This window comes from Pedobacter sp. 05L430, from assembly GCF_056397585.1.
In genome coordinates this window covers 1-8527 of sequence record NZ_JBFTNT010000186.1, presented here as the reverse complement: position 1 = coordinate 8527, position 8527 = coordinate 1, and the positions used below count along the sequence as shown (strand labels likewise).

General features: G+C 39.0%; 8 protein-coding genes and 1 pseudogene. 5 read left to right on the top strand and 4 right to left on the bottom strand.

Annotated features, from left to right (window positions below; genetic code table 11):
• From AC1DG9_RS19110 to AC1DG9_RS19095, 4 genes are all read left to right on the top strand, one after another.
• Positions 1–1615 (top strand): TonB-dependent receptor domain-containing protein (locus AC1DG9_RS19110; protein WP_477635046.1); only part of this gene is annotated, 1615 nt, incomplete at its 5' end.
• 4 nt (positions 1616–1619) lie between these two features.
• Positions 1620–2396 carry a hypothetical protein gene (locus AC1DG9_RS19105; protein WP_172660085.1) on the top strand — a complete coding sequence of 259 codons (777 nt, stop codon included), beginning with the start codon at positions 1620–1622 and terminating at the stop codon, positions 2394–2396.
• A 140-nt stretch (positions 2397–2536) separates the two neighbouring features.
• Positions 2537–3976 carry a hypothetical protein gene (locus tag AC1DG9_RS19100; protein WP_172660084.1) on the top strand — a complete coding sequence of 480 codons (1440 nt, stop codon included), beginning with the start codon at positions 2537–2539 and terminating at the stop codon, positions 3974–3976.
• 217 nt (positions 3977–4193) lie between these two features.
• The gene (locus AC1DG9_RS19095; protein WP_172660083.1) at positions 4194–4634 is read left to right on the top strand and encodes an SRPBCC family protein; all 441 of its coding nucleotides are present in this window, start codon (positions 4194–4196) and stop codon (positions 4632–4634) included.
• 9 nt (positions 4635–4643) lie between these two features.
• Here the strand turns inward: AC1DG9_RS19095 and AC1DG9_RS19090 are convergent, their stop codons facing one another.
• The 4 genes from AC1DG9_RS19090 to hxlB all read right to left on the bottom strand — a co-directional run bounded on the left by AC1DG9_RS19090 (position 4644) and on the right by hxlB (position 7765).
• Positions 4644–6047, bottom strand: a complete 1404-nt coding sequence (locus AC1DG9_RS19090) for a sulfatase-like hydrolase/transferase (RefSeq protein ID WP_172660082.1) — start codon at positions 6045–6047, stop codon at positions 4644–4646.
• An 11-nt stretch (positions 6048–6058) separates the two neighbouring features.
• A complete protein-coding gene (locus tag AC1DG9_RS19085) occupies positions 6059–6370 on the bottom strand; it encodes an antibiotic biosynthesis monooxygenase family protein (protein WP_172660081.1) in 312 nt (103 codons plus the stop codon).
• A gap of 142 nt (positions 6371–6512) precedes the next feature.
• On the bottom strand, positions 6513–7145 hold the full coding sequence (gene hxlA / locus AC1DG9_RS19080; RefSeq protein ID WP_172660080.1) for a 3-hexulose-6-phosphate synthase: 633 nt from the start codon (positions 7143–7145) through the stop codon (positions 6513–6515).
• A gap of 29 nt (positions 7146–7174) precedes the next feature.
• Positions 7175–7765 (bottom strand): 6-phospho-3-hexuloisomerase, encoded by a 591-nt coding sequence (hxlB, locus tag AC1DG9_RS19075; protein WP_172660079.1) that lies wholly within the window; start codon positions 7763–7765, stop codon positions 7175–7177.
• A 203-nt stretch (positions 7766–7968) separates the two neighbouring features.
• Here hxlB and AC1DG9_RS19070 point away from each other — a divergent pair.
• Positions 7969–8527: pseudogene (locus AC1DG9_RS19070) on the top strand (AraC family transcriptional regulator); the annotation flags it as partial.

The window sequence follows — 8527 nt, the reverse complement described above, 5'->3', positions numbered from 1 at the left end:
CCTTATAGGTAGCAATGGATTTAAATTAAGCTGGAGTGGAGCTTACACCCATTTAAATCAGGCACACAAAGACCTCAGGAGTTTTAAATATCTCCAAATGAAAAACACGCTTGGAAAGTTTTATCAACAACCCAATGTAATGGCGGTGGACGATTTGAAAGACAATTACTCTGGTGACTATCGTTTATGGAGTGCAGTGAATCAGGATGATTTAAACTGGTCTTTGAATTTAAGCCAGCCATTTAATTTTTTGAACGAGAAGAGTTTGTTAAAAACAGGATATACCGGCTGGTACAAAGAAAGAAATCAGGATGTAACTATTGCAAAAATATACGGTAAGAGTAGAAATGCTGAGCCGGTAGGTGCCCCTGATTATATAGATAAATATGAAGACCTTTTAACTCCAGAGCGTGTAGGCTATGGGTTAAATCAAGCCTATTACTGGCTTGATATTGGGAATGGAGACATCAGCAAGGCAAATTCAAAATATCACGCAGGTTATTTAATGCTGGATCAGCTTCTTACCAAAAAGTTGCGCCTGGTATATGGAGTTCGTGCTGAAAACTTCAATCTACAGAATAAACAGGAAGCCGAGATAAGAAAAAGAGAGCAGGAAGAACAAAAATTTCCAGACAAAATATATCAAGGCACGGTACCAGAACAAACAGGTGAAAAAAACTGGTATTTTCTTCCCTCTGCGAATGCGATTTACAGTCTGACTTCAAAAATGAACTTTAGAGGTGCATATAGCCAAACGATCATACGTCCGGATTTTAGAGAAACCCAGGTTTATGGTTTTCCTGATCCTCTATTACAGGCATTTATTATTGGAGGCAATATTAAAAGCACCCGCGTACAAAATATTGACCTTCGTTATGAGTTCTATCCTAATCCCGATGAAATTATCTCCATATCGGCATTTCACAAAAAACTAGACAAGCCCGTGGAGCTGGTGAATGAAACACCTCATGCAACTCAAACTACTTTGACCTATAAAAATCAGCATTCTGCAATAAATTATGGATTTGAAATGGAATGGCGCAAATCTCTGGGTATCATTGCCGAAGAATTGAAAAATTTTAGCTTGTATGGAAACGCTGCGGTAATTTGGAGCGAAATAAAAACATTTCAAAAGATGGAAAATCCTGATTTTAATCCGGATAAACCAAAAGACGCACCTCGGTATATTGATGTAATACAATCATTAAAGCGACCATTAATTGGTCAATCTCCATACATTATCAATGCGGGACTCGCTTATCAGTCCAAGTATTTCGGGACAAATGTTTCTTTCAACAGGTCCGGTTTTCGTTCTTATATCGTATCCACTCCTTCTGCTACGGAATTTCAACGGCCTAGAAGTCTATTGGACCTGCAGCTGAGTGGAAGAATTCTTAAACAAAAGGCGGAGATCAAACTGAACATCAGCAATATACTCAACGCAGCAGACGAGTATTATACCAACGCGAACTCCTGGTCAGAAACCTCCGATTCATTAGAGCCTTTCAAAAAACTAAAGGGAACAGACAGGTACGAACCTGAATTAGGAGACTTATTACGCTACCGGGTTAAGTACGGCCGCAGCTACAACTTATCTTTTACTTATAACTTTTAAAGGCATGTCATTCTATAAAAAAATAATCCTTTTAACACTGTCACTAGGTTGTTTCCTACTTGCATGCAAGAAGGAAATTGCACTAACAGCTCAGCGATTTGGAAAAATAAATTTTGGAAATCAAACATTGGTTAATCCATTGATCATCGATTATAACGGAACCACAATTTCGGTGGGACTTGATCTCACTAAAAATATCAAAGTTCCCATTGGAAAAGGCAAATTGAGTTTTAAAGACGACAAAGGCAAGGTATTAACTGATACAATTATTACTGTTGAAGAGAACGGCATCAAGAATTTAGTACTGTTTCAACCTTCGTCTGAGGCAAAGCCAGCATTAGTTGAAAATACCCAGGAAAATGAGCCGAAACCCGAAGAAGGTTTTATGAAAATTAAAATTGCCAATCTCGCGCAAAAATGTTTACCGAAAAACGTAGATATCATTATAAAAATGTTTGACAATAATCTTGGAGATTTTGCTGATCTGGATACCATTGAAAACGTTAGCTCTAACTTCGGAGGATACACTAACTACAAAACCTTTACTCCTGTAACTGGCGACGGCTACCTCATATTCTATATTATCGATTCCACAACAAAACAACCTTTACATGAAGGTTTTGCTGGGGTTGTTGATATTAACGATTATAATAATGGAATCTTTTACAATATCATCACCTTATATATCAATGAGCAGACTGTAGAAGCATCAGGTGCGAATATGGTGGGTACTGACGGCAAACCCTACCAAGTGCAGGTAAACGCATTATTTATGAATTAAATCGGCCTATCTTTATATAAATAAATACTTAATATAAATAACATAACAATTTGAATATTAAATTATTAAAATAAATAAATAATATTAATTTAACACTACATCCCTTAACTTAGCAGTACTAAAAATTAAAATCAAAAAAAATGGTAAAACATTTGAAAAACGCAGGCCTGGTAGCTATGGTAGCCGCCGCCGCTCTTACAGTATCAAGCTGTAAAAAAGATCAAAACAACGACGGAAGCGGTAACTTCAATCGTTCTTTATCAGCAGGATTTTCGAATCCAACTCAAAGTATTCCGGTAAACACAGATGGTGTGATCCAGGACAACTTTGACGGAAATGCAACAGACAACATCATTAATCTAACCAGCAGCAAAGTTTGGTTAATTGATGGAGTTAGTTATGTACCTTCTGGTAAAACTTTAAAAATTCCTGCAGGAACAATTCTTTCCTCAGGAGTAGACAAAAACTACACCGGTACTCAAACCAATCCTGATACAGGATTACCGGAAACTGTTACCAAACCAATCCACGGTGTTCTAGTAGTAGTTAAAGGTGCTAAAATTGATGCTGTAGGTACTGAGGCTTTGCCAATTGTATTTACCTCTCCGGCAGCTCCAGGTAGTCGTGTTGCAGCAGATTTTGGTGGTATCATTTTATTAGGTAGTGCACAAACTAATAAACCAACCACTACTGTAATCGAAGGATTACCTACTCCTCCTGCTGGCGTTGATGTTAGTTATGGTGGATCAACAACTGCCGACAATTCAGGAACATTAAAGTATGTAAGGATTGAATATCCTGGATTTAAACTTTTTGCTGACAATGAAATCAATGGTTTAACCTTAGGTGGTGTTGGTTCTGGTACTACTTTAGATCACATCCAGGTAACCTACTCAGCTGATGACAGTTTTGAATTCTTCGGTGGAACTGTAAATGCAACTTACCTTGTAGCTGCTGGTGGCGATGATGATGATTTCGATTTCGATTTTGGATATACTGGTTCTATCCAGTATGCAGTTGGGTTAAAAGCAATCAATTCTACTCACAGTACTTCATCTGGAAGTTCTGATGCAAATGGTATTGAGTCTGACAATGACAAAACAGGAAGTGCTGCAACTCCAAGAACAAAACCTACTTTAAAAAACTTCACCATACTTGGAACAAATGCAAATAACACTGCATTAAAGTTGGGTAATCGCTGGAGAAGAAATTCAGGTCTTGACATTCAGAATTCTGTGATCGCTGGTTTCCCTGCAGGTGTTATCTATGAAGGTGGTGCTTCAGGTACTTATACCAATAACATCCTGCATGCTTTTGCCGCAGCAGGTGGTTCTGTAACTCCTGACAATACTGGTGCTTCTGCAAATGCTTATCTAAAATTAGGTTCTGCACTCCCTACTTCTTTCTACGCAGGCCCTACAGCAGCAAATTATACAACTTATAGCTATAGCCCTGATGTATTGATCCCTCAGGCAACTTCTCCGGTAGGAACCCGTGGTGCAATTGCAGCCGGAACAGCTGCTGGTACTACCTGGTTAAAAACCTGGACAGAGTTTAATGCTCAGAAAAAAGTTTATTAACCCTCAATTCCCCTTGTTCCCAGAGCAGCCATTTCATGGCTGCTCTTTTTTATGTTGAAAAAATCTGCCCTATCCAAACCATATAAAAATGAAGCTGTTTATAAGAGATAAAACAAGTCGTAATTAAGCCCTTAAATTGTCGCATCAATACCTCATACGCGCTTACTTTTTTCTATAGTTTTGTTAAACAATATATTAACCCTAAAAAAATATTACTATGAAAACATTACAGTTCACAAAAGAGATCAAAGCACCGGCCCAAAAAGTTTGGAGCACGCTTTGGAATGAGCCAACTTATTCACAATGGACAGACGCCTTTAATCCTGGTGGTGGTTCCAAAGTAGAAAGTGATTGGAAGGTTGGTGGTAAAACACTCTTCCTGGATGGAAAAGGTAATGGTATGGTTAGTACCATTAAAATAAAAAATGAGCCTTATCACATCGTGTTTGAGCATTTAGGTGAAGTAATAGATGGCAAAGAAGATACCACCAGCGAAAGGGTGAAAAGCTGGGCAGGCTCCCTGGAAGAATACCATCTTTCTGAAGACAATGGTATTACTAAACTTAAAGCTTCTGTGCAGGTAGGCGAAGAATGGGAGGAGGTTATGAATAACGGCTTTACCAAGGGCCTGGAAGAAGTAAAAAAACTTTCAGAATAGATAAAATAATTATTTTAGTTTAGGAAGTGATGTCCACCATTTATCCAATTTGGTTTTCAATCCCTGAACAATTTTTGGGTTATCTGCGGCCAGGTCTTTGGATTCATTTTGATCTTTTTGAATGTTATACAGTTGTGCATTGCTACCATCGCTGTTCATCAAAAGCTTCCACTGCCCTGACCGTATAGCCAGATTAGGACTTTTATCGCGACCTTTGGGAAATTTAAATGCGATATCATTACGGCCATATTCCCAATACATATCCATATTTCTGGGAGATGGCTTTCCCAGCAACGCTGTACTACGGTCTTTACCGTCGCCGCGATAGCTGCTAGGTAGTTTTACCCCTGCTATTTTAGCTAATGAAGGTAACAAATCAAGTGCGCTTAATACCGAGGTCTCGTCGGTTGTACCGGGTGTTATGTGGCCCGGCCAACTGATCATAAATGGCATGCGGGTGCCCCCCTCATACAAAGAAAGTTTAGTACCGCGTAATCCGGCAGCCCGAGTGCCTCTAAAGCTTGGCAGCGGCCCATTATCGCTGGTAAAAATAACAATGGTGTTTTTATCTAGCCCAAGCTTTTTCAACCCATCCAGCAGCCTGCCAATCTGGATATCGTATTCTTTTAATACCAATTTAAATGCAGCCTCTTCTTCCGGATTCATCGGATATTGGCCTGTATATTCTGTTTCTTTTCGAGGTACCCATGGAGTATGTACATCATCAGGCCATAAATTAATAAAACAAGGTTGTCCTTTATGTTTCTGCATAAATTCCAATGTTTTATCTACAAAGTATTTAGTACGGTCCCATCGTTTTATACTATCTTTTTCAGACCAGATCCAGTTTGTAGCAGTAATTAAAGGATCGGGATCAGGACTTTCGTAGGTACTAGCATGCTCATCAAACCCATATTTCTCAAATCCAGGCGCATTGGTAACATCACGGCCTCCACCCAAATGCCATTTTCCGAAATGTCCTGTAGCATATCCGGCGCTTTTAAAAATTTTAGCAATAGTGGGTGCTTCAGGGTCAAGAAAATCTGCTTGCTGCGCATTACGGTTATGTTTGCGATTATCTAAGTAAGTCGAAAAATTCCATCTTGCTGGATAGTTACCTGTTATAAAACCCGCCCTTGATGGGGAACAGATTGGCGCAGCACTGTAAAAATGAGTAAATTTCCTGCCGTTAGCAGCAATCCTGTCAATATTGGGTGTAGGTACAAAATTACCCCCAAAACTACTCACATCGCTATACCCCATATCATCAGTAAGTATATAAATTATATTTGGCCTGTTAACCGGCGGATTAGGTTTTGCTTTCGAAGGAAATACCCACCCCAGCAAAGGCACTAGTATAAATGCAATTATTCCGAAAGCTTGTAATTTCCTTTTCTTTTGATTTAATAACATATTTTACGCCTTTAATGTGCTGGTAACGGATTGGTAACCACAACATGAAAGTGTTCTACTATTGGAAATGGATCGTAATAATGATGTAAAGCCTCTTTCCAATTGTTATATACTTCAGATTGTCTGAATCCAATTGTATGGTCTTCGAGATTTTCCCATTCAACAAGTAATAAGTATTTGTTGTCTTGTTCAATACATTTCTGCAAACTATGTCTGATGTATCCGGTTATTGAACTTATATATTGACCCGCTTCTATAAAATCTGATTCAAATTGATCATTTCGTCCTTCCTTAATATACAGGGCAGCAACTTCTAATATCATATTGGGCTTTTTGTTAATGATTAACAATATAGAAAATTATAAATTGAAAATGAATTAAGAAGGTCTTTCAATTGCGATTAAAAGACCTTCTTAATTCATTTTCAAAATCGTCTACATTCTTAAATAGCAAACTCAAATGGCGCTATACCGCATCAATTGCCTCACGCAATTCCTTCGCAGCTGCTGCCGGATCTTCGGCTCCATAAATTGCTGCACCTGCAACTATCACTTTTGCTCCCGCTTCGACAACAGCGACCACATTACTGATGTTTACACCACCCGCTACAGAAACAGGAACTCCAACTCTTGCAGCTTCGTCTATCAATACCTGAATTGAATAACCATCTGTCCACTGTTCGTCTAAACCAGCGTGAAGCTCTACAAATTCCACTCCCAGTTTACTTACTTCCTGAGCGCGTCTCACCCGATCCGGATAACCAATCGTGTCTACAACAACCCCTTTGCCATGGGCTTTTGCTGCTTTAACAGCGCCAATGATTGTAGCATCTCCCGCTGCTCCCATTACTGTAACTAAGTCTGCACCAGCAGTAAAGGCGACATCAGCTTCCAACTCACCTGCATCTGCAGTTTTAAGGTCTGCAAAAACCAATTTATCAGGATGCGCGTTTTTCATCGCTGTAATAACTGCCGACCCCATGTTCTTAATCAGAGGTGTCCCCAGTTCAATAATATCTACATAGGGTGCTACTTTAGCTGCCAATGCCAATGCCTCTTTTGTGGTTAATAAATCTATTGCTACTTGTAATTTTGCCATAATGATAATATATAATTGATTGATTGTATTTATTCAAGATTTGCATGCCTTTTCCATAGCTCTGCGGCTGGTATACCATTAAATTTCCACAATGACTGAAATACTGAATCCATTAATAACAGCAAGAATTGCTCAAACAAACTTCCTGCATATTGCCTAGAGCGACTGCTCTCAAGATCTTGCTTTCCTGCTGCAGGTATCAAAATTAATTGATCTGCAAGACCAGAAAGTAGCGAGTGCTCTTGAGTTGAGATCGCGACAACAATGGCTTCAACTTCCTTTGCCTTCTGTGCCGCCCTTACAATTGTACTAGTTGTTCCGGATCCGGAGGCCGCAATTAATAGATCTCCTTTTAGTATGGCAGGCGTAATGGTTTCGCCCACAAAGTAAACTTTAAGCCCCAGGTGCATAAATCGCATTGCAGCCGACCGCATCGCAAAACCAGAACGCCCGGCTGCAATAATAAAAATATGATTAGCAGACCCAACATAATTAACCAGAGTGGCCACTTCGTTGAAATCCATTTGTTTTAACAACCAGGTATTTTCAACTAAAATCATCTCCAGACTGGCACGGATATCATTAGCAATCTGCTTCTCACTTATGTTTTCAATCTCCATTTTTCTTATTGTTTAATCCTCCGTAAAAGTAATGAGGGCTAATCGGTTTAGCCTTACACAATCAGCGCATTATGTGGGACAATCAGGAAAATAAAGGGTCAAAAAGTCATAAATAAGCCACAAAAAAAGAAGGGTTTCCGAATAGTCCACCATAATTTCCCAATCGTCCAATACAACAAACTCATAGTCCTTATCTTTATGCCATGATAAATGCAGCACTGCAACCGGGACTTGAAAAATCGTTAATTTATATACGGAATTTGGGTAATTGCCCTCCGAGTTATCTTAATGACCCCGGACGGAAGGATTTTTTTGAGATTGTCTGGCTAAAAAATGAAGAAGCCCTACACGCACTAAAAGACACAGAACTGGAGGCAAAGGCTGACTGGATTTATCTGATCCCCCCATATAGGGTTCATCAATTGAATAAAGCGGGAAAAAATGGCGAGCTGATTTCTTTTAAAAGAAGTATGCTGGAAGAAGAAGATAAAGAATTTCTTCTTGATCTTTTCAAAATATTTAATGTACAGGGTGAATTTTCCTGCCTCAGGCTAAATGAAACATCAGCCACTGAACTTTCGGGAATATTCCAATTACTGGATAAAGAATATACCAGCAATAATATTATTATGGTAAGGGCATTGCTCAAAGTTTTTTTGCTTAAACTGATCCAGGTAAAAGAACATGAATTCACCACCCAGGATATCCATCAAAAAAGGGTATATGAATTTTTAATGCTGTTGGAAAGTAATTACCAGCAAG

What these genes read in the sequence shown, in the direction of transcription:
- AC1DG9_RS19095 (WP_172660083.1), top strand. Translation starts at nt 4,194, where the DNA reads ATGAAAACATTACAGTTCACAAAAGAGATCAAAGCACCGGCCCAAAAA.
- AC1DG9_RS19105 (WP_172660085.1), top strand. Translation starts at nt 1,620, where the DNA reads ATGTCATTCTATAAAAAAATAATCCTTTTAACACTGTCACTAGGTTGT.
- AC1DG9_RS19085 (WP_172660081.1), bottom strand. Translation starts at nt 6,370, where the DNA reads ATGATATTAGAAGTTGCTGCCCTGTATATTAAGGAAGGACGAAATGAT.
- hxlA (WP_172660080.1), bottom strand. Translation starts at nt 7,145, where the DNA reads ATGGCAAAATTACAAGTAGCAATAGATTTATTAACCACAAAAGAGGCA.
- hxlB (WP_172660079.1), bottom strand. Translation starts at nt 7,765, where the DNA reads ATGGAGATTGAAAACATAAGTGAGAAGCAGATTGCTAATGATATCCGT.
- AC1DG9_RS19100 (WP_172660084.1), top strand. Translation starts at nt 2,537, where the DNA reads ATGGTAAAACATTTGAAAAACGCAGGCCTGGTAGCTATGGTAGCCGCC.
- AC1DG9_RS19090 (WP_172660082.1), bottom strand. Translation starts at nt 6,047, where the DNA reads ATGTTATTAAATCAAAAGAAAAGGAAATTACAAGCTTTCGGAATAATT.